This is a genomic window from Polaromonas sp. P2_G11 (assembly GCF_056403595.1).
This window is the reverse complement of sequence record NZ_JBFUFE010000005.1, coordinates 359914-383229: the sequence shown is the minus strand read 5'-3', so window position 1 is coordinate 383229 and position 23316 is coordinate 359914. Positions and strand designations below refer to the sequence as shown.

Here is a 23316-nt window from a genome sequence, read left to right as displayed (position 1 = left end):
CTGTCCTCAAACCGAAGCAGGAAAACGGAACACCTGGCGCAGGTAGGCCAGAAAGGTCTGGTCGTTGCACAGCGTCTTGCCCGGGCTGTCCGACAGCTTGGCCACCGGCCTGGCATTGGCGCCGGTCAGCTTCATCACGATGTTCAGCGGCGTCAGCCCGACGTCGTTCGTCAGGTTGGTGCCTATGCCGAAGCCCGTCTGGGTGCGCCCGGCGAAGGCGCGGTAGAGCTTGAGCGCGGTCGGCACGTCCAGCCCGTCGGAAAACACCAGGCGCTTGTTCTGCGGGTCCACGCGCAGCTTGGCGTAGTGGGCCAGGGCTTTTTCACCCCACACAAACGGGTCGCCGGAATCATGGCGAAGGCCGTCGAACAATTTGGCGAAGTAGAGATCGAAGTCCGCCAGAAAGGCGTCCATGCCGACGACGTCCGTCAGGGCCACACCCAAATCGCCGCGGTACTCCTGCACCCAGTCTTCGAGTGCGGCCCGCTGGAAGTCGCGAAGCGTCATGCCCAGCGCTTGGTAGGTCTGCAGGTATTCGTGGGCCATGGTGCCGATGGGCACCAGGTTGAGCTCCTTGGCCAGCAGCACATTGGAGGTGCCTTTGAAATACTGCGGGACTTCGCGTTTGAGCGTGGTGACCACTTCGGTCTGCCAGTCGCGCGAGAAACGCCGGCGCACGCCGAAGTCAAAGAACTCGAAGGGGTTGCGCAGCGAGGGTTCTTTTTCGAAGGCACGCAGGATGTCAATCTTGCCCTGCAGGCGCTTGCGTCCCTCCACAAGGGCGACAGCCTGGTCAGAGCGGCGGAAATAGAGCTCGTTGACGATCGCGAGCACGAAGATCTCGAAGGCCATGGTGTGCACCTGCGGGCCCACGGCCTTGATCACCAGCGTGGGGCCGTCGACCGTGGCTTTGATGAACTCTCGCTGGAATTCAAAGATGCGCAGGAAGTCGACAAAGTCGCTCTTGATGAAACGAAGGCCACGCAGGTAGGCCAGTTCCTCGGGCTGGAAGCGCAGGGTGCAGAGATGGTCGAGCTGCGCATTGACCTCCGCCAGCAGTTCGCTCAAGGGGTAGCCCGGCTGGTTACGGCAGACAAAGCTGTATTCGGCCTCAGTCTGCGGATGCCGGTGCAGCATGGTTTGCCACATGGTGAACTTGTAGAGGTCGGTGTCCAGCAGGCTTTGAATGATGGGTTGCATAGTGGCTTTGTGATGAAGAGAGAACGTCGCTCAGGCGTTGGCTTGCAGGGCTTTGAGGATTTCCGTGCTGGTCGACAGCACCACGCCGCGGCCGGCCATGTCGTCCAGGAAGGCCTGGTGCTGCGCTTCAAAACCGCCGACCGGGCTCATGCAGTCGGTCAGCAGCACCACCTTGCCGGTCTTGCCGGACGGCAGGTTTTCCACGATGTGCTCGGTGGTCGCTTTCACGCAATGGCTGCTGGCCTCGCCGGCGATGATGAGCAGGTCCGCCTGGTCCAGCGAGGCGATCAGCGCAGTGTTGAGCTGCGTCGCCGGGTCTTCTTCATCCGGCACCTCGGCCTGCATGGCGCTGTAGTGTTCGGTCCAGGGGTTGCTGCCTTTGCCGATCTTTTGCACCATGGCAAGGCGGCTGTCTTCCCAGCTGTTGTAGGCAGCCTTCACGGCGGGGTGCACATTGTGGCCCCAGCTGCCGATTTCGCAGTGCACCGGCCAGACCATCAGGGTGTAACGGCCGCGCCGCTCGAGTTCGTCGATGTAGGCCAGGGCTCTGGGCAGCATGGCCGCATCTTTGGGCAGGTAGTCGCCCTTGCGCACCTGCGCCGCCGTGATCGGCGTGAACGGCCCCACGGCCGCGCCGGCGCCGGTCTTCCAGAAGGTCGGGTGAGCGATGTCAAACCTGTGGTGAGAATCCAAAGTCACGCCGATGGCGGAAATGCCGGGCGCGCCTTCACGGATCAGCGTGGCCAGGCGCAGCATGTCGGCATGGGCACCCGCCACGGGCAAGGCCGGCGAGGTGGCTTTCCCCGTCACCGGGTCAATGGGCAGCCAGTCGGCCGGCAGGTCGCAAAAGTCGTTTTGCGGGTCGATGATCAAAAGCTGGATGTTTTTCTTCATGCTGTCCTCTGTTGAGATTGATTGGGTGCACTGCCGCCGATTCTCGCAGCAGCGGCCGGTTTTATTCCACCAGGATTCCCTTGGTCTCGCAGACGCCGATGCGGGCTTCCATGCCGGCGGTGAAACGCAGGAAGTCAGCCTCCATGCCGTCCGAGAAGATGACCCCGTTGTCCGGCATGCGCGAGCGCAGCGTCAGCACGTCCGTTTCCTCGATCTCTCCGTACAGCAGGGAGGTCTGGGAGGCCCGGCTGGCAAAGGGCTCCCGCACGGCGAAGACGAGGTGGTCGGTGTCGCGCGGCATGGGTTCGTATTCGTCACCCCGCCCATAGCCCACCGCTTGCGCGATACCGATGGAGCCAGTGATGATGCTTTTAAGCCAGGCCGTCGATCCCAGCCCGGTTGCGACAATCAGGCCCGAAGACGACTGCGCCTCCTTCACGCCGCGGAACTCGATGTCGTAGAGCGCCGAGGTATGACTTTTCGGGCCTATGAACAGGTCGTTGACGCCCCTCAGCACCTGCCCGTCGGACAGCCTGGCCTCCGCCATGGTCACCAGCGAGGTCGCGCGGCTGCCCCTCGCCACCCCGGGCAGCACTGATGCCAGCTGTGAGGGCTCAAACGGAAGCAGCACGCCGTCCCAGCGTTTGGGCTCCGGGTTGACGCCGACCAGCGGCTGGCCGTTCAGGTACTTCAGGGTGTTGGCCACCATGCCGTCCTGGCCCAGCGTCACCACGATGTCGTCGGCCGCGAAGATGTAGTTGCTCAGGTGCGCCCTGTCGATGATCTGGTAGCGGCCCCAGGCCTGCAAGGTTTCCGCGACCACCCGCAGGCTGGAGGCATAGGCCTCGTTCTCGCGCAGGTAGTCGGTGAAGTCGGCGCCCAGGTGTTCCAGGTAAAACTGAGCCTGGCCCAGGGTCTGATAGCGCGCCACCAGCTCTTCGAGCCGGGTCTGGCGCGTGACCAACACCACCTTGCGGTTCTCGGCTGCAGACATGTTTTTGTCCTTTCCTGTTTCTGCTTATTTCCGGGTACCGGCGTTCGCGCCTGCCAGCAGCGAGTTGAGCAGTTCGGGCGACATGTTCAACTGGCCGATCTTCTCGGCCTTGTCGGCGATGCCGCCAAAGGCCTGGGCGATCAGCTGGGCTGGGTCCATGCCAGCCGAAGCCAGTGCCTGGATGGTGCGGGGATCTACCGCCTGGAAGGTCTTCATGATGGCGTCCAGCCGGGCCGCTTCTGCCTCGGCCAGTGTGCGCGAGTTGGCGGCCTGGCCGTTGACGTAAAGCTTGCGTTTCTCTTCGAGGGCCACGTCCGAATCCATCTGCTCGGTACGCAGGGCGTTTTCCTTGCGCATCACCGATGCCTTGGCGGCCATCTTGGCGTCCTCGATCTGGCTGCGTTTGTCTTCCACGGCAACTTCGGTGTCCAGTTCGTTTTCGCGGATAGAGCGCTCGTTCTGGACCGCGGCCATGCGGCGCAGGTAGATGGCGTCGTCCGCAGCCTTGAGGTTGGCCTCGCGCGATTCGGCTTCCAGAGCCCGGGCGATGTCAGGGGTCGGCTTGATGGCCAGGATGGACACCCCCAGGACCTGCAGGCCCAAGGCCGCGATCTCGGGCTGCGCGCCCAGGCTGGCTTCGGCATGCCGGGCGATCTCGGCGGAGGAGAGCAGGGCTTCCTTGAGCGCCAGTGCCTGGACTTTTTGCTGGATGATGACCTGTACCTGCATGCCGACACGGTCGCCCAGCTTGAGTGGGTCGTCCGATGCATAACCCTGGCCGTTGGCTTTCAACGAGAAGTCCATCAGGCGAGCCGTCAGCTGCGGCGTTTTGACCTGGTAGGTGACCTGCCCCTGCACCGTGACGTTCTGGAAGTCGGAGGTCACCAGGGTCAGCATGAAGGGGTGGTGGGCGCTGGCCACGGGCACCGCCACCACGGTAGAGGTGGGCGCGTAGTAATAAAAGGACTGGCCTGCGCCTTCCCGGATCACTTTCCCCCTTTTGAACTGAATCAGGTGAACCGTGGGCTGGGACTTGATGAACCGGATGCCTAACATGGTGCTTTCTCCTTGTGGTTAATTGTTCGATAGGTTGTATTGAACAACCTATTTATGAGTTGCATAATACAACCTAATTCAGATTTGTCAAACGGGAGAAAAAAAATGGCCGCCAAACCGAAACACCTGAACTTTGAAAAACCGCTGACGACGGTCGACATAGTGATCTTCACCGTGCTGGACGAACACTTGCAGGTCCTTTTGGTTAAACGGCCCGTGGGGCCGGAAGAGCCGTTCCCGGACGCCTGGGCCCTCCCTGGCGGTTTTGTGGATGTTGACAAGGACGACTCGCTGGAGGCCTGCGCCAGGCGCAAGCTGCTCGACAAGACCGGCGTCAAGAGCCCCTATCTGGAACAGTTGGGCAGTTGGGGCGGCAAAACGCGTGATCCGCGCGGCTGGTCGGCGACGCATGCTTACTTTGCGCTATTGCCCGCCGACTCTGTGCAACTGGTTCAGGATGAAGCCAAGCCGGCCAAATGGCATCCGGTAGATGAGTTGTCGCCCCGTAAGCGGCTGGCGTTTGACCACAGCGACATCTTGCAAGCTGCGCTGGAGCGCCTGCGAAGCAAGGTGGAATACACCTCGCTGCCGGCTTTCCTCTTGCCGGAACCGTTCACGCTGCCGCAATTGCAGAAAATGTATGAGGTGGTGTTGGGGCGGTCCATCGACAAAAGCGGGTTCCGGACTCGCGCGCTGGCGGCGGACTTTCTGAAGGAGGAAGGCTTTCTCGACGTAGGATCGCCCAGGCCTGCCATGGGCTACCGCCTGAAAGACAGGCGTGCAGTGATGTATTTTCCGAGGACCTTCAGCCCCCGTAGCTAAGGGGATGGCCTATGCGGCCCGCTCGATGTACACCGTCTCGACCGGCACTTGCAGGTTGGGATCATCATCCGTGGCTTGCAGGCGCTGCGATGCGACGAAGCTGCTCATGTCGATCACCTCCAGCAGCTCGGTCGTGGCCAGCGCGCGTAAGGCCTCCCCGCGCAAACCGAGCTGTATGGCCCGGCGGGTGAGGTTCGCGCCCGATGGTGCGTGGTCTGGATCCCACTGGCGCCTGACATTCGAAGTCGCAACGGCGGCTTGCCATTCCTGTGGGTTCGCATAGACCTCGCTGTCGAACATGGAAGGCACGGCGGCGGCGAGAAGCGAGTCAAAGAACGTACGCCTCAGTCTCAGGCCCAAGACCCCTTCTTGCCCCTCTTTGCTACCCCAGCCTGAGCGATACATCATCCACAAGAAATTTGGCTTGATCCAGCTCATGCGGTTGAAGCTGAAGTCAGGACCGCCCAACTGCCCATGCTCAATGGCGTACGCCGCCGTGCTGGGTCGATAAGCCTGGTAAACGACGATGGTGTCCGCGTCGTGGTGCGCTAACACATGCCGACCCTCTGTTGGCCATACCCGTCGCTGTTCTACGTAAGGAGCAGTAGTCAGTTTCACTCAGGGCTCCCGGCCTCAACAACGCAGAGGTAAACCGGCGGCACATGATCGGTCAGCCATACATTGTTTTCCGATCGAAAGAACAGATAACCTTCTGCCGCCATGCGCTGGGCGTCCACGGCAAGCAGAACCGGTTGACCATAACGCTGGCCCACCGCGGTAGCCGTTTCGCTGCTTTCGCTCAGGTGGACATGATGGCGCTGGCGCTTGGTCAAGCCTTCCGCCAGGACGGCGTCGAGGAAACGCGATGCGGTGCCGTGATAAAGCCTTGCCGGCGGAGCCAAAGGCGGCAAGCCAAGTTCGACATCCACAGAATGGCCTTGGTTGGCGCGGATGCGCAAGCCGTCGTCGCTGAAGGCGAAACGTTTTTTGTCGCTGGTTTCGACGACTTTTTCGAGCAGGGCACGAGAAAGGGGATGGTTTGCCGACGCAGCCCTGGCGAGCAGCTCATCGACGTTGGCCCAGCCCGCCGCATCTAGCGAAAGCCCGATGGTGGACGGCTTGTGCCGCAGTACCAGGCTGAGGAACTTGCTGGTGCTGGTGAGTTGTTGTGGGGTCATGAATTTTCCTTTTTTATTGTTATAGGTTGATTTATAGGTTGCTCTGAGCAACTTATAGGGTTGCATAATACAACCAAACAACGGAAAGTCAAACCCCTGAACAGATCAGCAGGCAATGAGCGCGAATCGGCGGTCAATATGCATTGATTTTGGTGTTGACATGAAAAAGCCCGGCGCCTTGCGGGGCCGGGCTTTCAAGAAGCTTTGAAGAAAAAGCTGTTTACAGCGTGTCGATAAAGCTGCGCAGCTTGTCCGAACGCGAAGGGTGCTTGAGCTTGCGCAGTGCCTTGGCTTCGATCTGGCGGATGCGTTCGCGCGTCACGTCGAACTGCTTGCCGACTTCTTCGAGCGTGTGGTCGGTCGACATTTCGATACCGAAGCGCATGCGCAGCACCTTGGCTTCGCGCGGTGTCAGGCTGTCGAGAATGTCTTTGACCACATCGCGCAGGCCGGCCTGCATCGCGGCTTCCAGCGGTGCGGTGTTGGCGCTGTCTTCGATGAAGTCGCCCAGGTGCGAATCATCATCGTCACCGATCGGTGTTTCCATCGAGATCGGCTCTTTGGCGATCTTCATGATCTTGCGGATCTTGTCTTCAGGAATCTCCATCTTGGCGGCCAGGATGCTGGCGTCCGGCTCAAAGCCGAATTCCTGCAAGTGCTGGCGCGACAGACGGTTCATCTTGTTGATGGTCTCGATCATGTGAACCGGGATGCGGATGGTGCGGGCCTGGTCGGCGATGGAGCGCGTGATGGCCTGGCGAATCCACCAGGTGGCGTAGGTCGAGAACTTGTAGCCGCGGCGGTATTCGAACTTGTCGACGGCCTTCATCAGGCCGATGTTGCCTTCCTGGATCAAGTCGAGGAACTGCAGGCCGCGGTTGGTGTACTTCTTCGCGATCGAAATCACCAGGCGCAGGTTGGCCTCGATCATTTCCTTCTTGGCGTCGCGCGAGTTGGACTCGCCTTCGTTCATGCGTTTGTTGATGTCCTTGAGCTGGCCCAGCGGCACCACCACGCGGGCTTGCAACTCAGCTAGCTTGGTTTGCAGTTCCTGGATGGGCGGCACGTTACGCGCCATCACCACCGACCACGGCTTGCCGGAGGCAACCTGCTTTTCAACCCATTTCAGGTTGAGCAGGTTGGGCGGGAAGTCCTTGATGAAGACTTCCTGCGGCATGCCGCATTTCTCGACGATGATGCGGCGCAGCTCGCGCTCTTTCTTGCGCACGTCCAGCACCTGGCCGCGCAGCATGTCGCACAGCTTTTCAATGGTCTTGGCGGTAAAGCGCACCGTCATCAGCTCGTCGCTCAGGGCTTTTTGCGACTTTACGTAAGTCGGTGTGCCGTAGCCTTCCTTGTCGTAGGTCTTGTGGACCTTCTCGAACAGGGTGGCGATCTTGTCGAAGCGGCTGAGTGCTTCTTTCTTGAGCTCTTCGAGCTTCTTGGTCAGGGCCTTGGAGCCGCCCTTGCCGTCGTCGTCGTCCTCTTCGTCGAATTCGTCAAAGTCTTCTTCGGCCACATAGTCGTCGGCTTCATTGGGGTTGGAAAAGCCGTCGACCACGGTGGAGATGACGATTTTGCCTTCGCGGATTTCTTCGCCCAGACGCATGATTTCTGCGATGGTGGCGGGGCTTTCCGAGATGGCTTCCATCATCTTCATGAGGCCGCCCTCGATGCGCTTGGCGATTTCGATTTCGCCTTCGCGCGTCAAGAGCTCAACCGTGCCCATTTCACGCATGTACATGCGCACGGGGTCGGTGGTCCGGCCGAATTCGCTGTCGACGGTGGACAGCGCGGCTTCGGCTTCTTCTTCGGCTTCTTCTTCCGTGGCGACCGTAGGGCCGGTGTTGTTCAGCAGCAGGGTTTCGGCGTCAGGCGCCTGCTCGTACACGGCCACGCCCATGTCGTTGAGCATGTTGACCACGACTTCCAGCGTTTCAGCATCGACCAGCTTGTCGGGAAGGTGGTCGGAGATTTCGCCATGCGTGAGGTAGCCGCGCGTTTTACCCAGCTTGATCAGGGTTTTCAGGCGCAGGCGGCGTTTGAGCATGTCTTCTTCGGAGAGGACGGTTTCGTCCAGGCCGAATTCCTTCATCAGGGCGCGTTCCTTCGCCTTGCTGATTTTCATGCGCAGCGGTTTGACCTTCTCGGTCGTTTCCGCGATGGGTTCCCCGACGAGATCGTCTTCAATGTCGGACATGTCGAGGTCTTCCCCCGTCTTGACCGGGCCGGCGGCGCTCTTCGGCTTGCGGCCGCGCTTGGCGCCGGTGGTAGTGGCAGGCGCGCTGCCTTCGGCTGCCGGGTTCTTGGGCGGGCGGCCGGGTTTCTTCTTCACGGGCACGTCGGCGGAGACGGCGAGGGGCTTGGCTTCAGGACTGGACTTGGTCGGCACGGCGGGGGCTTTCTTCAGGGGCAAATCGGAAATCGCGGATTTCGCGGTTTTCAGGGGGGCTTTGCTCACCAGGGCATTGGGTTTGCTGGGTTTAACAGATATGGCGTGTTTTCCCGGCTTTTCAACCTTGCCGCTTTTGGCGGCAGGCTTTGCGGCAGCCTTGGTTGCTGCTTTGACTGGAGGCTTGCCTGCGGGCCGGGCAGCAGCTTTGGGCGCTGCCTTGGCTTTGGGCTTTGCGGCAGCTTTGGGCTGCGCACCTTGCGGCTTCTTGGACGTGCTCGGCTTCTTCGGCTTGGCAGTAGGCATAGGACCTCCAGTTGTCGGGAATTGTTTTAAATATCGATCAGCTACCAGTAAACAAAAATGCGCCTTTGCGCCTGTACAAAGCACAGGCACGGTGACAAGAGTTCAGAGTCAAAACGAGAGGGCGGAAAACAGGCCGGGCAATGCCAAAGGCACATGGCGGCTTATTTTCCCGGGCAAGCTGTTTGGGCGAACATTTGGTGTGCAGTCCTTGCGGAAATTCCCTGGGGGAAGTGGCCGTCTCATCTGTGAGTTCCCCGAAGTTTCAGGGTGGCCGGGCCGGAGGTGCTGCTGTCGCGCTTGCCGTCGAAAATCGGATTATACCCTGTTGCCTGTTTTTTGGGCGATTTATATGGCCCAGAAACAGGGATTTTTCCGGAGGCCGGGCCCGCTCAGCGGGCCGGGTCGGTGGCGGTGGTTTTGAGGCTGGCGGCCAGTTCCAGGTAGCGCTGCCGGGCGGCCGGGTCGGTGGCGGCGCGAGCGGCCAGCTCGCTCATCTCGCGCTGGCGGTGCAGGCGCAGGAGCTGGTCCAGGATGCTCCGAACCTCATCCCAGTCACTTTCGATGCCTTCGGGAATCTGTGCGATCTGCGCTGTGGCGTGTCTTTCGTAAGGGTGGCCGCGCAGCCCTTCACGCAAGGCGGCCCAGGGCTGGGGTCCGTGCTCATGCAACTGGCTCTCCAGCCAGATGAAAAGCGGGCCGTGGGGCTCAGGCAACTCGACCAGTAAATGATGCTCTTCAGTGGTGAGCCGGTCCCAGGTCTGGGCCTCGGTCAGCAGCAACCTGAGCACGCGGTCTTCACGACTGGCCGGCAGGATACGGCCAGCCACGCGGCGTGGAGCCCGGGCGCCGAAGCTGCGTCCCGCCGTTGACGATGCCGGGAAATAGTTGCCAGAGGGCTCGGACGAGGTGTAATCGGGCTCCTCGCGAAAATCCGGCAGATAGTCCGCAGGGCCGGACATGTCCTGGGAAGCGCCTGATGCTGAGGATGATTCCGGCTTCTGGCCCTTATTGGACGTGCGTAAGCTGCTATTATTTTTATAGCTGCCCTTGGAGGTCGCAGGTTGCCAAAGCTGCATCAGTTCGCGGCTGTCAATCAATACCCTGTCGGCAATTTCAGCCAGCAGCTGGCGTTTCAATGCGCCATCGGGCATCAGGTTCCACAGCGGGCGGGCGTTGCTGGCCATGTGGGCGCGGCCCTCGGCGGTGTCCAGGTCGCAGCCCTCGGCGGCGGCCTCCAGCAGGAAGCGGCTGAGCGGCACGGCCTTGCTGACATAGGCCGCGAAGCCTTCCTGGCCGTGCTCGCGGATGTAACTGTCGGGGTCGTGTTCGGCCGGCAGGAACAGGAACTTGACGGTGCGTACGTCCGTGGCAAAGGGCAGGGCGGCGTCCAGCGCTTTTCGGGCGGCGCGGCGGCCGGCGCTGTCGCCGTCAAAGCTGAAGACGACTGAGTCGGTGAAGCGGAACAGCTTTTGCACGTGATCAGCCGTGCAGGCGGTGCCCAGGGTTGCCACCGCATTGGCAAACCCCAGCTGGGCCAGGGCCACCACGTCCATATAGCCTTCTGTGACGAGGGCATAGCCGTGTTCGCGCAGGGCGGTGCGGGCCTCGAACAGGCCATAAAGCTCCCGGCCCTTGCTGAACACAGGGGTTTCCGGCGAATTGAGGTACTTGGGCTTTTCGTCGCTGAGCACGCGGCCGCCAAAGCCTATGCATTCGCCCTTGACGTTGCGGATGGGGAACATGACCCGGTCACGAAAGCGGTCATAACGCTTGGCTTCACCGGCCTGGTTTTCTTCGCCGGGCTCGCCCGTGATGACCAGGCCGCTTTCTACCAGCAGCGGGTCGTTGTAATCCGGAAAGACGCTGGCGAGGCTGCGCCAGCCTTCAGGTGCGTAGCCCAGGCCGAAGGTCTTGGCGACTTCGCCCGAAACGCCGCGGCCCTTGAAGTAGTCGATGGCGCGCTCGGAGTTGCGCAGGGCCTTGATGTAGGCGACGCCGGCTTTTTCAAGCACGCTGGTGAGTGTGGCCTGCTGCTCGCGCATCTGGGCGGCCCGCGCCCGGTCTTGCGGGGAGACGTCGTCTTCAGGCACTTGCAGGCCGTATTGCTGGGCAAGGTCCTTGACGGCTTCGACAAAGGTCATGCCGCCGTGGTCCATCAGAAAGCTGATGGCGTTGCCGTTTTTGCCGCAGCCGAAGCAGTGATAGAACTGCTTGGAGGGGCTGACACTGAAAGAGGGCGATTTTTCGCCATGGAAGGGGCACAGGCCCATGAAGTTGGCGCCGCCCTTTTTCAGCTGCACGTAGCGGCCCACGATGTCCACCACGTCGGCGCGCGCGAGCAGCTCCTGGATGAACGATTGGGGGATGGCCATAACCGATTGTAGAAACAACAAGGCCCTGCGACGGCAGGGCCTTGTAATTCACGGGGTATCGGGCGGTTTAGTCACCCAGGACGAGCCCTTCACGCCGCGGATCGGCGCCGCCGAAGAAGCCCTCGGGTGTTCTCTGAATGGCTTGCAGGCCGCTGGTCATGGTTTGTTCGCGTACCTCGGCGCCGCGGCTTCGCAGCGCCTCGACGGTGGCCGGCGAGAAACGTTTTTCTTCCAGGATGCTCGGGCCGTTGAGTGAGGCGAAGTTGGGCAGGTCGATCGCCTGCTGGGCATTGAGGCCCCAGTTCAGCGTGCCGTAAAGCGTCTTGGCCGTGAAGTGAATGATCAGCGCACCGCCGGGGCTGCCGCCGCTCATGACGAGCTGGCCTGAGGTTTTGTCAAACACGAGCGTAGGCGCCATCGACGAGCGCGGGCGTTTGCCGGCCTGCACACGATTGGCCACGGGCTTGCCGTCGGCATCGGTCGGGGCAAAGCTGAAGTCGGTGAGTTCGTTGTTCAGCAAAAAGCCGCCAGCCTTGCCGGTGCCGCCATCGGTCATCAGGCGCGAACCGAACTGGTCTTCAATCGTCGTGGTCATGGCGATCGCGTTGCCGTAGCCGTCGATGATGCTGATGTGCGAGGTACCGTACTCGGGCTGGTCGGGCATGGGCGCATAGGCGGTGGTGACGGCGCCTGGAACGCCCGGTTTGGCGGTCTTCATGCTCGGGCCTGCGGGCTGGATCAGCTTGGCGCGCTCGCTGAGATAGGCCGGTGCGAGAAGGCTCATCCAGTTGCCGCCCGGCGGCTGCACGAAATCAGGGTCACCCAGGTATTGCGCACGGTCGGCAAAGGCCAGGCGCGAGGCCTCGGTGTAGAGGTGCAGCCAGTCGGCCGAAGGCGTGGGCGACACGGTGCCGGGAACACCGCCGGTGCCGGTGACCAGGCCCAGGGTGCTGGCCGGCGTGTTGTTCAGGATGCCGAGGATCTGCCCGACCGCAATCGCGCCCGAGCTGGGCGGCGGCATGCCGCAGAGGCGGTAGGCCTTGCCGGCCGCGCTGTAGTCGGAGCAGATCGGGTCGCGCTTTTTGGGCTGGTAGCCGGCCAGGTCGCCCAGGGCCAGCTTGCCGGGGTTGGTGGCGTGGCCCTGCACTTTGGTGACGATGGCTTGCGCGACTTTGCCTTCGAGCAGCGCGCTGGAGCCTTTGGCAGCGATCTGTCGCAGCACGTCGGCGAGCGCCGGGTTGCGCAAGACGGAGCCCACATCGACGGGGCTGCCGTCGGCCTTGTAGAAGTAGGCTGCGGCGGTGGCGTCCTTCTTCAGGTGCACTTCACTCTTGAGCAAGGTATTGAGCCGCGGGCTGACCTTGAAGCCGTTTTCTGCGAGCTGGATGGCCGGCACAAAGAGCTGGGCCCAGGGCAGGCGACCGTATTGCTTGTGGGCCATCTCCAGCATGCGCACCGTGCCGGGCGTGCCGACGGAGCGGCCGCCGACCACGCCGTCGTAAAACGGTATCGGTTTGCCGTCGGCGCCGATAAACAGCTTTTCGTCCACCGCTGCGGGCGCGGTTTCGCGGCCGTCAAAGGCCTCGACCTTGCCGCCGTTGGCGTGCAGCAGGAAGGCGCCGCCACCTATGCCGCTCGATTGCGGCTCCACCAGCGTGAGCACCATTTGCACTGCAATTGCAGCGTCGATGGCCGAACCACCGGCTTTGAGTACCTGGTAACCCGCATCCGTGGCCAGCGGGTTGGCGGCGGCCACGGCGAAGGTCTTGGTGGCCCAGCCGGGCTTGGGGGTGAAGCCCGAAGAGCCCTCGGGCTGCATGTACTTGGTGCCGCGCGCGACTTCATCGGCGGGGACCTGGTAGTTAAATGCGGTGGGGCTGCTGGCGCAGGCGGCAAGCAGCGCGGTGGCTGCCAGCGCCGGGAAGGCGTGTCTCATGCGATATCCTTGAATGTAGTTGTAGCTTGTGGCAGGACCCTGTGCCTGCGCTGTTGAATATATCGAGCGGCCCCGCGCCTCACAATGGCGTTTCAGAGAAATCACTCTTCCATGGAATTTGACAATCTCGATGCCTTGCGCGTGCTGCTGGCTACGGCGGAAACTGGCAGCCTTACAGCAGCGGGCAAGCGCTGCCGGCTGTCTACAGCGGCCGTCAGTGCGGCGATCAAGCGGCTGGAAACCTCGCTGGGTGTACGTCTGTTTGAGCGAACCACACGCGCCGTGCGGCCCACGGCCGAGGGTGCTGTCATGGTCGACCATGCCCGCCGCGCGCTCGAGCTGGTGTCCGAAGGCCAGGCCAAAGTCCGTGCCGGCACCTTCGGCTTGACGGGCAGCATCCGGATCACCGCCACAGCCATGCTGGCCCGCGAGATGCTGGCCTACTGGCTGGCCGAATTTGCCAACACTCACCCGGGTATTGAAATCGACCTGCAGATCAGCGATGCGCGTGTGGACCTGGTGCGCGAGGGCATCGACATCGCCCTGCGCAACGGGCCGCTGATGGATTCGACCCATTCGGCGCGCCTGCTGGCGCCGGCCCGGCGCGTGGCTTGTGCGGCCCCGGACTATCTGGCGCGCCGCGGCACGCCGCTGGAGCCATGCGAGCTTGTGCAGCACGACTGCCTGGTTTGCCATGTGCGCGAGCGCCGGCAAGATCAGTGGCAGTTCGAATTGCAGGGAGAGGCCAGCGCGCCTTTTCAGGTGCGCGTGGCTGGGCCGCTGGCCTGTAACGACGCATCCATTGCGCTGCAGTGGGCGCTGGAGGGGCGGGGCATCGTCTACCAGTCCGAGATCGACCTCATGGCCTCTTTGGCCAGCGGCAAGCTGGTGCGCCTCTTTGCGGGTCACCTGGGTGAGCCGGCGCCGCTTTATGCGGTGGTGCCCAGCCGACGCTATGTGCCGGCCCGCGTCAACGAGGTGATTGAACGGCTTTCAGCGCTGCTGACCGAACGGCTGGCAGCGCTGCACCCGCCTGCGGCCTAGGCTCAACGTGGTGCGAGGCGAATCGCGCCGTCCAGGCGAATCACTTCACCATTGAGCATGTCGTTTTCGATGATGTGTTTGGCCAGGCGCGCATAGTCTTGCGGTGTGCCCAAGCGCGAGGGGAAGGGCACGCCGGCAGCCAGCGAGTCCTGCACTTCCTGCGGCATGCCAAAAAGCATGGGCGTGCCGAAAATGCCGGGCGCGATGGTCATGTTGCGGATGCCGTTGCGCGCGAGGTCGCGGGCAATCGGCAAGGTCATGCCGACAATGCCGCCCTTGGAGGCGCTGTAAGCGGCCTGGCCGATCTGGCCGTCGTAGGCTGCGACCGAGGCGGTCGAAATCAGCACACCGCGCTCACCGGTGGCTTCAGGGTCGTTCTTGCACATGGCGTCGGCTGCCAGGCGGATCATGTTGAAGCTGCCGACGAGGTTGACGGTGATGGTTTTGCTGAAGGCGCCCAGGCTGTGCGCGCCGTTCTTGCCCACGGTTTTTTCGGCGGGCGCAATGCCGGCGCAGTTCACCAGGCCCATCAGTTTGCCCATGGCAACCGCCTTGGCCACCACGGCCTGGCCGTCGGCTTCCTGGCTCACGTCGCATTTGACGAAAGTGGCTTTGCCTTCGCCCAACTCTTTGGCGATGGCCTCGCCTTTATCTGCCTGCATGTCGGCGATGACGACTTTGGCGCCGTTGGCCACCAGCATGCGTGCCGTGCCTTCACCCAGGCCCGATGCGCCGCCGGTGACGATAAATACTTTGCCTGCGATTTCCATGGTGGTTCCTTGATGAAGATGGAGAGATTTTGAAGAGCTTGCGTGAACGTTTTGGGTGACGTTAACGTAAACGTCAATTATGGCGCATGAAAAGTACCCCCCGCGCTCGTTCACTTCGTGTGGTCGCTGCCCCCGAGGGACGCTTTTCATCTAGGGACGGCCCGGCGATGAAAAAGCCCGGCGCCTTTCGGCGGCCGGGCTTTTCGCAAAAGTGGGGCGTTGGCTTATTTGTAGCCGACACGGTCCAACATCTGCTGCACTTTGAGCTGGTTGTTGCCCACGGCGCTGATCGGGATGGTTTCAGACTTGAAGCTGCCATTGCCCGACGGTGTCATGGCCTTGAGCGCGGGATTGCTCACGCCCAGCCCCGGTACGGCGGCCCACTCGTTGTTGCCGTTGGCAAAGTACTCCTGTGCGCTCGGGCTGGCCAGATATTCCATGAACTTGACGGCGTTGGCCGTGTTCTTGGCGTTTTTGGCAACCGCCGCGCCGGCGATATTCACATGCGTGCCCCAGCTGTCCTGGTTGGGGAAGACCACGCCCACGCGGTCGGCCACGACTTTGTCTTCAGGCGCGTTGGAACGCATGATGCGCGCCAGGTAGTAGGTGTTGGTCAGCGCAATGCCGCACTCGCCGCTGGCCACGGCCTTGATCTGGTCGCTGTCGCCGCCCTTGGGGTCACGCGCCATGTTCGCCACCAAGCCCTTGAGCCATTGCTCGGCCTTGGCTTCGCCAAGATGCTCGGTCACCGCACCGAAGAGGGAGAGGTTGTACGGATGTGCACCGGAGCGGGTGCACAGCAGGCCCTTGTTCTTCGGGTCGGCCAGCTTTTCGTAGGTGTCCACGTCGGCTTTCTTGACCTTGAGCTTGTCAAACACCACAACGCGGGCGCGCGTCGAGAAGCCGAACCAGGTCGTGCCTTCGGCCGTTTCCTTGGCGCGCAACTTGGCCGGGATGGCGGCTTCCAGGGCGGGTGACTTGATGGGCTTGAAGAGGCCGTCCGCATCGCCCTTGTGCAGGCGCGCGGCATCGACCAGCAAAATCACGTCGGCAGGAGATGCCGTGCCTTCGGCCTTCAGGCGCGCCAAAATGCCGGCGTCATCCGCGTCCACGCGGTTCACCTTGATCCCGGTGGCCTTGGTGAAGTCGCTGTAGAGCTTTTCGTCCGTCTGGTAATGGCGGGCAGAATACAAGTTGACCACCTGTTCCTGCGCTGATGCCAAGCCTGCCAGCAGCATCAGCGACGAGAGAACCACTTTTTTGTACATAACTTTCCACTTCCTTACTGGTATTTTTAAAGCCCGGCCATGATAAAGCAAATAAGAATCATTCTTGGTAGTCCCCCTACGTTGTGCAAGCCTTCACGAGGGCTGGACTGGCTGGCGGGCATCGGCCTGGCTGCGGTTTTGTCGCTGTTTGCCGGCTGCGCCACAGCGCCGCCCGGACCGGCCGCGCCTGTAGCGCCGCTACCGGCGGAGGCCGCCAGAAAGCCGGTGCGCATCGGGCTGGCGCTGGGCGGTGGCGCGGCGCGCGGCTTTGCCCATGTGGGTGTGATCGCCGTGCTTGAGGAGGCCGGGCTCAAGCCGCAACTGGTGGTCGGCACATCAGCCGGCAGCCTGGTGGCGGCGCTGTACGCCAGTGGCAAGACCAGCGCGCAGCTGCAGCAGACCGCGCTGAACATGGAGGAAGTTGCCATCACCGACTGGATGCTGCCGATCATCGGCCGCGGCATGTTCCGCGGTGACGCGCTGGCCCGCTATGTCAACGACCTTGTGGCCAACCGGCTGATGGAAAACATGGCCATTCCGCTGGGCATCGTCGCCACCGATCTCAACAGCGGCCAGGCCGTGCTGTTCCAGCGCGGCGATACCGGCACAGCAGTGCGCGCATCCAGTGCGGTGCCGGCTGTGTTCGTGCCCGTCAAGATCAACGGCCGCGAGTATGTAGACGGCGGCCTGGTCTCACCGGTGCCTGTGCGCTTTGCCAGGCAGATGGGGGCCGACGTCGTGATTGCTGTCGACATCTCCAGCCCGCCCGAAGCCAACCTCGCCGGCGACACGTTGCAAATCCTGCTGCAGACTTTTGCCATCATGGGCAAAAGCATCAACCAGTACGAACTCAAGGATGCCGATGTCGTGGTCCGTCCGTCGCTTACGGGCCTGAAAAGCGCCGACTTCTCTGCGCGGCAGCGCGCCATCGATTCAGGCCGTGCGGCCATGTTGGCCGCGTTGCCACAGCTGAAGGCAAAGCTGGCCGCAGCGGGTGTGGCGATGGCAAGGTAGCTGCTATTGATTTGATAGCTGCTAGCGCTCGTCCCTATTGGGTAAAACGCCTGAATAGCTTAAATCGGGATGCGCCGGACAAAAAAAAGCCCAATCTTGCGACTGGGCTTAACTGGATCCGTGAAAATGAATTTCGAATGGATCCGAGGAGACAAGCGGTCTGGAATCGTGCTGTTACGCAAGGTTCCGGGATCAGGCTCCGGTCGTTCCCGCAGAAATGCGGGAACAATGAATAACAATTAACGCTTCTTGGAAGCGGTTTTCGTGGCGCTCACTGCGGATGCAGCCACGGTGTTGAAGTTGGCTTCAGCCATTTCGCTGGCTTGCTTGACAGCCTTTTGCATGGATTCGAATGCGTTATTCGCGGCAGCAACAGCGCTCTTCATCACGGCAACGGCGGTTTCGGAACCGGCTGGCGCATTTTTGGCAGCGTTGTCGACCAGGCCGACAAACTTCTTCTGTGCATCAGCAGTTTGGCCTTCCAGGGTCTTGCCCAGTTCAGCACCGGCAGCCGAAGCGATGTCATACAGGTGACGGCTGTAAGCAGCGGTCTTTTCAGCCAGGGGCTGGACCAGGCCGGCTTGCAGGGCCATCAGTTCTTGCGCGTCTTTCACGCCCATCACGGCTTGTGCGTGGTTGGCGGTTTCGGCAAGGGCAGCCTTGGTGGCTTGCACGTTCAGTTCGACCAGCTTTTCAACGCCTTCGAAGGCTTTGTGGGTCAGACCAAACAGGGTTTCGATGTTGGCTTTGTGGGAGGCCATGATTTGTTCAGCGGTCAGCATAATTAATCTCCAGATATAAGTTAATGAGTCGTCGGGTCAATAGTTGCGTTGCGCTGAATTGCTGCACTGCAACATGACCCTAAGTATAGGCATTGGCCGAGGCATTGCAAGCAGTTTTTGTTGCACTGCACCATTTTAGATGTCGGGCCCTATTTGCACCCCGAAAACAGAATTCAAAAGCATTCAAAAGTCCACGATTTCCGGTGCTGGGTACTACATGCCCGTCGCTGCTGCTTCAGGCCACAATCGTTGAAGCCCTTCCTCGCTTCTCATCTTGCAAGCTTTTTACGCCGACAACTTCGTATTGCCGCTGCCGCTTGGGCACCGTTTTCCCATGGCCAAGTACCGGCTGTTGCGCGACCGCCTGGTCAACGAACTGTCGGCCGTTCGAATGGCGCAGGCACCGGCCGCCACCGATGGTGAGCTCGCCCTTGTTCACACGCCCGCCTATATAGATGCGATCATGCACGGCACCTTGCCGGCGCCCGCGCAGCGCGAGATCGGCTTTCCCTGGAGCCTGGGCATGGCCGAGCGTGCGCGCCGCTCTGCCGGCGCCACCGTTGCAGCGGCCCGCGTGGCGATGGGGCCAGGGGGCAAACGGGGCGAGGGCGTTGCAGCCAACCTGGCCGGAGGTACGCATCACTCGTATGCCCACAAAGGCGGCGGCTTCTGCGTTTTCAACGATGCGGCGGTGGCCGCCAGGCTCATGCAGGCGGAGTGGGCGCGGCTGCACCGCCACGAGCGCAAACCGCTGCAGGTCGCCATCATCGATCTGGATGTGCACCAGGGTAACGGCACTGCCAGCATCTTTGCCGCGGACACCAGCGTGTTCACGCTGTCGTTGCATGGGCAAAAGAATTTCCCGTTTCGAAAAGAAGCCAGCGACCTCGATGTGGACTTGCCGGACGGCTGCGGCGATGCAACCTATCTGCAGGCGCTGGAGCATGCGCTTGACGAGCTGGAGCGGCGCTTTGAGCCGGGGCTGGTGCTGTTTCTGGCGGGCGCCGATCCGTACGTGGGCGACCGGCTGGGACGGCTGGCCCTGAGTTTTGACGGTCTGGAGGCGCGCGACCGGCGCGTCTTCGACTGGGCCTGGCAGCGCCGCATCCCGCTGGCGTTTTCCATGGCGGGTGGCTATGGCATCAACATCGACGAAACCGTGCAGGTGCAGATGAACACCTACCGGGTGGCGCTTGAATACTGGAAGCGCTGGAATCCGTAGCGGGGGTGATCCAGCGGGGATTGCTGCTACATTGCCAGGGCCATCCTAGGTGGCCAGGAAGTAAAACAAGCTAATAACAAACAAAAATATGCAGCCACGCTCCGGGGAATCCCAGAAAAATACCGCAGCCCATGCTGCCCACGCTCTTCGCGTGCTGGTGTTAGGCGGCACCGGCTTCATTGGCCGCCATGCCGTGGCGGCGCTGCACGCGTCGGGCGCGCAGGTTTCGATCGGCAGCCGCCATCCTTCGCGCCACGAAGAGGCCTATCCTTTTGCTGTCTTGCGCGCTGCGCGCTTTGAGCAGCTGTTACAGCCCGATGCGTGGACAACCCTGCTGAAAGATGTGGACGTGGTCGTCAATTGCGTGGGCATCCTTCGCCAGCGGCCGAATGAGTCGTATGACCATGTGCATCACCGCGCGCCAGCGGCGCTGGCCGTCGCTTGCGCCGGCGCCGGCATTCGGCTGATTCATACCTCGGCCCTGGGCTTGCACGCAGGCGCCAAAAGCCGGTTTTTGTCGAGCAAGCTGCTGGGTGAGCACACCATCGCGGCGTCGGGCAGCGACTACGCCATCGTGCGGCCGTCCTTGCTCGACGGCGAGGGCGGCTTTGGTGCCCGCTGGCTGCGCGGCTTGTCGCGCTCGCCGGTGCAATTTATTCCGCGCGGTGCGCGCGGCGGTATTGCGGCGATGGCTGCCACCGATCTTGGGAAAGCGTTTGCTGCGCTTGCGGCTCTTTCCTCCCTGGCTGGTCACCGCGAGGTTGAACTCGGCGGCACCCGCCGATACGGCTACGCGGAGTATTTGCGTGAGCTTCGCGCCGACTACACCCGCACCCGCGCGCTGCAAATTCCGTTGCCCAACTGGGCGGCACGCCTGGGCGCGCATGTATGCGACGTCCTGCACTTTTCGCCTTTCTCGTATGGGCACTGGATATTGCTGCAGCGGGACAACGTGCCTTCACCCAATCGTTTGCCGGAATTGCTGGGGCGCGAGCCGCTTCCGATCAGACTTCCCTGCAGCCCAGTTATTCATCCAAAAGCCCACCCTGAGTCCGGCCAGGTTCACGCTGGCAAAATAGGTTCTCATGACCTCCCCGACACGCCCGCAGGCTGAAGCCCGCAGCGCCTATAAAGCCTTTCGCGACATCGGCACCCGATGGTCCGACAACGATGTTTACGGTCACGTCAACAACGTCGTCTACTACAGCTGGTTCGATACCGCCGTCAACGGCCTCCTGATTGAACGCGGCGCCATCGACATCCACACCGGCAGCGTGATCGGCCTGGTGATCGAAACCCAATGCAACTACTTCGCGCCGCTGGCCTTTCCGGAGCCGGTGGTCGCGGGCATCCGCGTGGCACACGTCGGCTCGTCCAGCGTGCGCTACGAAGTGGCCCTGTTCCCCGGCGATGAGGGTGCATCGTGCGCGGCCCGGGGCCATTTCATCCATGTGTATGTCGACCGCGTCACGCGCCGGCCGGCGCCACTGCCCCCCGAACTGCTTTCTGTACTGGAGACCCTCTGATGACCCAGGCACTGCCCGTGCTTCCCTATATCACCCCGCGCCGAGCAGGCGATGCACGCAATGCGGTGGATGAAGCCATCGTCAGCCGCCAGTCGATACGCCAGTTTTTACCCAAACCGGTGCCGCGCGAGACCATTGCCCACCTGCTGGAAGTAGCCAGCCGCGCGCCTTCAGGCACCAACACACAGCCCTGGAAGGCCTATGTGCTGCAGGGCGCGAGCCGCGATGCGTTGGTCGGCAAAGTCTGCGAGGCCCATGACGCGATATACGCCAACCCCGCACTGGCCGCCGACTACAAAGAGGAATACGACTACTACCCTGAAAAGTGGGTCTCGCCCTATATCGACCGCCGTCGCGAAAACGGCTGGGGCCTCTACGGACTGCTGGGAATCACCAAGGGCGACAAGGACAAGATGCATGCACAGCACCATCGCAACTTCCAGTTGTTCGACGCGCCTGTGGGCCTGATGTTCACGCTGGACCGCGTGATGGGCCGGGGTTCACTTGTGGACTACGGCATGTTCATGCAAAACCTCATGGTGGCCGCGCGCGGCCTGGGCCTGCACACCTGCCCGCAAGCGGCCTGGAACGGGTTTTCCCGGATCATCCTCCCGCACATCGGCGCGGGTAGCGACGAAATGCTGGTGTGCGGCATGGCGCTGGGTTATGCCGATGACACGGCGCTCGTCAACACATTCCGTACGCCACGGGTGCCGGCTTCGGAATTCACCACATGGCTTGATTAGGCGCAGCGCAGTTGCATCTCCGTACGCGCCAGCTAGTTTGGGTGTTGCGGGTAAAGTCAGGGATTCGCGAAAAGACGCGATTTCTTTTTGCCTGTTTGGGCTCTGTTTTTTTGTTTCACCTGTTTTAGAAGGACCTCACAATGAATCTCACCACCACACCTTCCGGCCTGCAATACGAAGACACCGTGCTGGGCACCGGTGCCATCGCCAAGGCGGGGCAACATGTCAAGGTTCACTACACCGGCTGGCTCTATAACAACGGCGTCCAGGGCGCCAAGTTCGACTCCAGCAAGGACCGCGGCCAGCCGTTCGAGTTTTCCCTTGGCGCAGGGCAGGTGATCCGCGGCTGGGACGAAGGCGTGCAAGGCATGTCGGTGGGTGGCACCCGCCGCCTCGTCATTCCGGCGGAGCTGGGCTACGGTGCGCGCGGCGCCGGCGGCGTGATTCCACCGAACGCCACTTTGCTGTTTGAAGTGGATTTTCTCGGTACCTGAGCTGGCGCGAGTTGAAGAAGGCCCCGGTGCGGCATTGGCGCCGGGCCTGTTCACCTGATTAACCGCCAAGGCGCCCTGGCGCCGCGGCCCTCAAGCGATCCCCATGATCATCACCAGCCTGCTAGACACCGACTTGTACAAGTTCACCATGATGCAGGTGGTCTTGCACCAGTTTCCGGGCGCCGAGGTGGAATACCGCTTCAAGTGCCGCAACGCCGGTGCTCCGGGTATTGGTGATCTGGCGCCCTATGTGACCGAGATACGGGAAGAAATCCGTGGCCTGTGCAGTCTGCGCTTTCAGGATGCCGAGCTGGCTTACCTCAAGGCCATGCGCTTCATCAAGAGCGATTTTGTCGACTTCCTCGGCATCTTCCGGCTCAATGAAAAGTACGTCAGCGTCACGGCCTTGCCTTCGGGCGAGATCGACGTGTCCATCAAGGGCCCCTGGCTGCACACCATCCTCTTCGAGATTCCGGTGCTGGCCATCATCAATGAGGTCTATTTTCGCAACACGCAGAAGAAGGCGGACCTGGTCGAAGGTCGCAAGCGCCTGGAGACCAAAATTGGCGAGTTGCAGACGCAGGGCCTGCGAACGCTCAAGATCGCCGATTACGGCACACGCCGCCGGTTTGGCAAAGCCTGGCACGAAGAAGTGCTGCGCACCCTGGTGACGCGGCTGGGCACGGGGGTGGGTGGCCAGTTCGCCGGCACCAGCAATGTGCTGTTTGCCATGAAGCTCGGGCTGACGCCGTTAGGCACCATGGCGCATGAATACCTGCAGGCCTGCCAGGCGCTGGGGCCGCGTCTGCGTGACAGTCAGGTCTTTGGCTTCGAGTCATGGGCCAAGGAATACCGGGGCGACCTTGGGATCGCGCTGTCGGACGTTTACGGCATGAGTGCCTTCCTGCGCGATTTCGACATGTACTTCTGCAAACTGTTTGACGGCGCGCGACACGACAGCGGCGACCCGTTCCAGTGGGGCGAGCGCATGCTTGCGCACTACACCAAGAACCGGGTCGACCCGCAGACCAAGACGCTGATTTTCAGCGACGGCCTGACGGTGCCGCGCACCATCGAGCTGTTCCAGCAGTTCAGGGGGCGTTGCCAGCTGGCCTTCGGGATCGGCACCAACCTCACCAATGACCTGGGCTATGAGCCGCTGCAGATCGTCATCAAGATGATCCGCTGCAACGGCCAACCCGTGGCCAAGCTGTCTGACACACCTTCCAAGAACATGTGCGACGACGAAAAATACCTGGCATATTTGCGGCAGGTGTTTGAAATCGCCTCGCCTGCATAA

21 protein-coding genes are annotated in these 23316 nt (G+C 61.9%); 9 read left to right on the top strand and 12 right to left on the bottom strand.

The window, feature by feature from the left end; genetic code table 11:
• Positions 1-6 precede the first annotated feature (6 nt).
• From pncB (AC1DWQ_RS19220) to AC1DWQ_RS19205, 4 genes are all read right to left on the bottom strand, one after another.
• Positions 7-1200 (bottom strand): nicotinate phosphoribosyltransferase, encoded by a 1194-nt coding sequence (gene pncB, locus AC1DWQ_RS19220; protein WP_477671045.1) that lies wholly within the window; start codon positions 1198-1200, stop codon positions 7-9.
• A 30-nt stretch (positions 1201-1230) separates the two neighbouring features.
• A complete protein-coding gene (locus AC1DWQ_RS19215; protein ID WP_477671044.1) occupies positions 1231-2094 on the bottom strand; it encodes a cysteine hydrolase family protein in 864 nt (287 codons plus the stop codon).
• Between the two features lie 61 nt (positions 2095-2155).
• The gene (locus tag AC1DWQ_RS19210) at positions 2156-3088 is read right to left on the bottom strand and encodes a diacylglycerol kinase catalytic domain-containing protein (protein ID WP_477671043.1); all 933 of its coding nucleotides are present in this window, start codon (positions 3086-3088) and stop codon (positions 2156-2158) included.
• 24 nt (positions 3089-3112) lie between these two features.
• The gene (locus AC1DWQ_RS19205; RefSeq protein WP_477671042.1) at positions 3113-4144 is read right to left on the bottom strand and encodes an SPFH domain-containing protein; all 1032 of its coding nucleotides are present in this window, start codon (positions 4142-4144) and stop codon (positions 3113-3115) included.
• 105 nt (positions 4145-4249) lie between these two features.
• Here AC1DWQ_RS19205 and AC1DWQ_RS19200 point away from each other — a divergent pair, with 105 nt between their 5' ends.
• Complete coding sequence (locus AC1DWQ_RS19200) at positions 4250-4966, top strand: NUDIX hydrolase (RefSeq protein ID WP_477671041.1); 717 nt, start codon at positions 4250-4252, stop codon at positions 4964-4966.
• A 9-nt stretch (positions 4967-4975) separates the two neighbouring features.
• On the opposite strand, the gene AC1DWQ_RS19195 is transcribed toward AC1DWQ_RS19200, so the two are convergent.
• The 5 genes from AC1DWQ_RS19195 to AC1DWQ_RS19175 all read right to left on the bottom strand — a co-directional run bounded on the left by AC1DWQ_RS19195 (position 4976) and on the right by AC1DWQ_RS19175 (position 13150).
• Positions 4976-5521 carry a DUF4291 domain-containing protein gene (locus AC1DWQ_RS19195; RefSeq protein WP_477671040.1) on the bottom strand — a complete coding sequence of 182 codons (546 nt, stop codon included), beginning with the start codon at positions 5519-5521 and terminating at the stop codon, positions 4976-4978.
• Between the two features lie 59 nt (positions 5522-5580).
• A complete protein-coding gene (locus AC1DWQ_RS19190; RefSeq protein WP_477671039.1) occupies positions 5581-6144 on the bottom strand; it encodes an RNA 2'-phosphotransferase in 564 nt (187 codons plus the stop codon).
• Between the two features lie 220 nt (positions 6145-6364).
• Positions 6365-8842: an RNA polymerase sigma factor RpoD gene (gene rpoD, locus AC1DWQ_RS19185; protein ID WP_477671038.1), complete on the bottom strand. Its 2478-nt coding sequence runs from the start codon at positions 8840-8842 to the stop codon at positions 6365-6367.
• A gap of 389 nt (positions 8843-9231) precedes the next feature.
• Positions 9232-11214, bottom strand: a complete 1983-nt coding sequence (gene dnaG, locus AC1DWQ_RS19180) for a DNA primase (protein ID WP_477671037.1) — start codon at positions 11212-11214, stop codon at positions 9232-9234.
• Between the two features lie 67 nt (positions 11215-11281).
• Positions 11282-13150: a gamma-glutamyltransferase family protein gene (locus AC1DWQ_RS19175; protein WP_477671036.1), complete on the bottom strand. Its 1869-nt coding sequence runs from the start codon at positions 13148-13150 to the stop codon at positions 11282-11284.
• 111 nt (positions 13151-13261) lie between these two features.
• Here AC1DWQ_RS19175 and AC1DWQ_RS19170 point away from each other — a divergent pair, with 111 nt between their 5' ends.
• Entirely contained in the window at positions 13262-14194 is a 933-nt protein-coding gene (locus tag AC1DWQ_RS19170; RefSeq protein ID WP_457278843.1) for a LysR family transcriptional regulator, read from the top strand.
• Positions 14195-14196: 2 nt separating this feature from the next.
• Here AC1DWQ_RS19170 and AC1DWQ_RS19165 read toward each other — a convergent pair whose 3' ends face one another.
• Positions 14197-14964, bottom strand: coding sequence for a 3-hydroxyacyl-CoA dehydrogenase (locus AC1DWQ_RS19165; RefSeq protein ID WP_457278842.1), 768 nt, complete (start codon positions 14962-14964; stop codon positions 14197-14199).
• Between the two features lie 224 nt (positions 14965-15188).
• Entirely contained in the window at positions 15189-16232 is a 1044-nt protein-coding gene (locus AC1DWQ_RS19160; RefSeq protein WP_477671035.1) for an extracellular solute-binding protein, read from the bottom strand.
• A 120-nt stretch (positions 16233-16352) separates the two neighbouring features.
• Between AC1DWQ_RS19160 and AC1DWQ_RS19155 the strand changes: the two genes are divergently transcribed.
• Positions 16353-17246, top strand: coding sequence for a patatin-like phospholipase family protein (locus AC1DWQ_RS19155; protein WP_477671227.1), 894 nt, complete (start codon positions 16353-16355; stop codon positions 17244-17246).
• A gap of 239 nt (positions 17247-17485) precedes the next feature.
• Here AC1DWQ_RS19155 and AC1DWQ_RS19150 read toward each other — a convergent pair whose 3' ends face one another.
• Positions 17486-18031 (bottom strand): phasin family protein, encoded by a 546-nt coding sequence (locus AC1DWQ_RS19150; protein WP_457279775.1) that lies wholly within the window; start codon positions 18029-18031, stop codon positions 17486-17488.
• A 271-nt stretch (positions 18032-18302) separates the two neighbouring features.
• Here AC1DWQ_RS19150 and AC1DWQ_RS19145 point away from each other — a divergent pair, with 271 nt between their 5' ends.
• The 6 genes from AC1DWQ_RS19145 to pncB (AC1DWQ_RS19120) all read left to right on the top strand — a co-directional run bounded on the left by AC1DWQ_RS19145 (position 18303) and on the right by pncB (AC1DWQ_RS19120) (position 23316).
• Complete coding sequence (locus tag AC1DWQ_RS19145) at positions 18303-19250, top strand: histone deacetylase family protein (protein ID WP_477671034.1); 948 nt, start codon at positions 18303-18305, stop codon at positions 19248-19250.
• A gap of 88 nt (positions 19251-19338) precedes the next feature.
• Entirely contained in the window at positions 19339-20364 is a 1026-nt protein-coding gene (locus AC1DWQ_RS19140) for an NAD(P)H-binding protein (RefSeq protein ID WP_477671033.1), read from the top strand.
• The gene (locus tag AC1DWQ_RS19135; protein ID WP_477671032.1) at positions 20336-20776 is read left to right on the top strand and encodes an acyl-CoA thioesterase; all 441 of its coding nucleotides are present in this window, start codon (positions 20336-20338) and stop codon (positions 20774-20776) included. Before AC1DWQ_RS19140 ends, AC1DWQ_RS19135 begins: the two co-directional genes overlap by 29 nt.
• The gene (locus tag AC1DWQ_RS19130; protein WP_477671031.1) at positions 20776-21522 is read left to right on the top strand and encodes a nitroreductase; all 747 of its coding nucleotides are present in this window, start codon (positions 20776-20778) and stop codon (positions 21520-21522) included. The genes AC1DWQ_RS19135 and AC1DWQ_RS19130 overlap by 1 nt, the downstream gene beginning before the upstream one ends.
• A gap of 140 nt (positions 21523-21662) precedes the next feature.
• On the top strand, positions 21663-22016 hold the full coding sequence (locus AC1DWQ_RS19125; RefSeq protein ID WP_457278836.1) for an FKBP-type peptidyl-prolyl cis-trans isomerase: 354 nt from the start codon (positions 21663-21665) through the stop codon (positions 22014-22016).
• Positions 22017-22119: 103 nt separating this feature from the next.
• On the top strand, positions 22120-23316 hold the full coding sequence (gene pncB / locus AC1DWQ_RS19120) for a nicotinate phosphoribosyltransferase (RefSeq protein WP_477671030.1): 1197 nt from the start codon (positions 22120-22122) through the stop codon (positions 23314-23316).

What these genes read in the sequence shown, in the direction of transcription:
- pncB (WP_477671045.1), bottom strand. Translation starts at nt 1,200, where the DNA reads ATGCAACCCATCATTCAAAGCCTGCTGGACACCGACCTCTACAAGTTC.
- AC1DWQ_RS19215 (WP_477671044.1), bottom strand. Translation starts at nt 2,094, where the DNA reads ATGAAGAAAAACATCCAGCTTTTGATCATCGACCCGCAAAACGACTTT.
- AC1DWQ_RS19210 (WP_477671043.1), bottom strand. Translation starts at nt 3,088, where the DNA reads ATGTCTGCAGCCGAGAACCGCAAGGTGGTGTTGGTCACGCGCCAGACC.
- AC1DWQ_RS19205 (WP_477671042.1), bottom strand. Translation starts at nt 4,144, where the DNA reads ATGTTAGGCATCCGGTTCATCAAGTCCCAGCCCACGGTTCACCTGATT.
- AC1DWQ_RS19200 (WP_477671041.1), top strand. Translation starts at nt 4,250, where the DNA reads ATGGCCGCCAAACCGAAACACCTGAACTTTGAAAAACCGCTGACGACG.
- AC1DWQ_RS19190 (WP_477671039.1), bottom strand. Translation starts at nt 6,144, where the DNA reads ATGACCCCACAACAACTCACCAGCACCAGCAAGTTCCTCAGCCTGGTA.
- rpoD (WP_477671038.1), bottom strand. Translation starts at nt 8,842, where the DNA reads ATGCCTACTGCCAAGCCGAAGAAGCCGAGCACGTCCAAGAAGCCGCAA.
- dnaG (WP_477671037.1), bottom strand. Translation starts at nt 11,214, where the DNA reads ATGGCCATCCCCCAATCGTTCATCCAGGAGCTGCTCGCGCGCGCCGAC.
- AC1DWQ_RS19175 (WP_477671036.1), bottom strand. Translation starts at nt 13,150, where the DNA reads ATGAGACACGCCTTCCCGGCGCTGGCAGCCACCGCGCTGCTTGCCGCC.
- AC1DWQ_RS19170 (WP_457278843.1), top strand. Translation starts at nt 13,262, where the DNA reads ATGGAATTTGACAATCTCGATGCCTTGCGCGTGCTGCTGGCTACGGCG.
- AC1DWQ_RS19165 (WP_457278842.1), bottom strand. Translation starts at nt 14,964, where the DNA reads ATGGAAATCGCAGGCAAAGTATTTATCGTCACCGGCGGCGCATCGGGC.
- AC1DWQ_RS19160 (WP_477671035.1), bottom strand. Translation starts at nt 16,232, where the DNA reads ATGTACAAAAAAGTGGTTCTCTCGTCGCTGATGCTGCTGGCAGGCTTG.
- AC1DWQ_RS19140 (WP_477671033.1), top strand. Translation starts at nt 19,339, where the DNA reads ATGCAGCCACGCTCCGGGGAATCCCAGAAAAATACCGCAGCCCATGCT.
- AC1DWQ_RS19135 (WP_477671032.1), top strand. Translation starts at nt 20,336, where the DNA reads ATGACCTCCCCGACACGCCCGCAGGCTGAAGCCCGCAGCGCCTATAAA.
- AC1DWQ_RS19130 (WP_477671031.1), top strand. Translation starts at nt 20,776, where the DNA reads ATGACCCAGGCACTGCCCGTGCTTCCCTATATCACCCCGCGCCGAGCA.
- AC1DWQ_RS19125 (WP_457278836.1), top strand. Translation starts at nt 21,663, where the DNA reads ATGAATCTCACCACCACACCTTCCGGCCTGCAATACGAAGACACCGTG.
- pncB (WP_477671030.1), top strand. Translation starts at nt 22,120, where the DNA reads ATGATCATCACCAGCCTGCTAGACACCGACTTGTACAAGTTCACCATG.